At 42.2% G+C, this 517-nt stretch carries 1 protein-coding gene; it reads right to left on the bottom strand.

All coding sequences use genetic code 11. The features are described 5' to 3' along the window. Positions 1 to 17 precede the first annotated feature (17 nt). Positions 18 to 517: AraC family transcriptional regulator (locus tag R7E78_RS30555; RefSeq protein WP_318059201.1), on the bottom strand; the 500-nt coding region annotated here is incomplete at its 5' end.

Here is a 517-nt window from a genome sequence, read left to right on the forward strand (position 1 = left end):
AACGCTGTGATTTGAGCTTAAAACTGTTGGCGATAATTCGCCGGAGAAAGCCCCGTTTTCTTTTTAAAGATACGAGAAAAGTACGAGACATCGCGATAACCACATTGGTAAGCGATATACGCGATTTTCATGGATTCGTTCTCGATCAGCATTTTTTTGGCTAATGAAATGCGTTTCGCAGTCACATAGTCACGAAAACACATACCAACTTTGCGGTGAAACACCTTTGAGAAGTAAGTCGGAGAGTAATGGCACAGTGCCGCGGCTTCTTCTTCTCTTAGGTCTTTATGAACATTGTTGGCGATATAATTGACGACATCTGAGAAATTGGACTTACCATTGCGGGAAAAAATATTGTCCGCAGAAATTTGAGCGTCATCGACTTTGGCGTGTAAAAAGTATTTGAGCTTAGCTTGAGAAAGCCACACTGGTAGCGTGTTTTCATTGAGCTCATAACACTCAGCGGTGATGTGACTTGGCGGTAAGCAACACTCGGTATTTTCTTTTGTGACAACAA

The sequence above is a fragment of the Vibrio sp. YT-19(2023) genome (assembly GCF_033337395.1).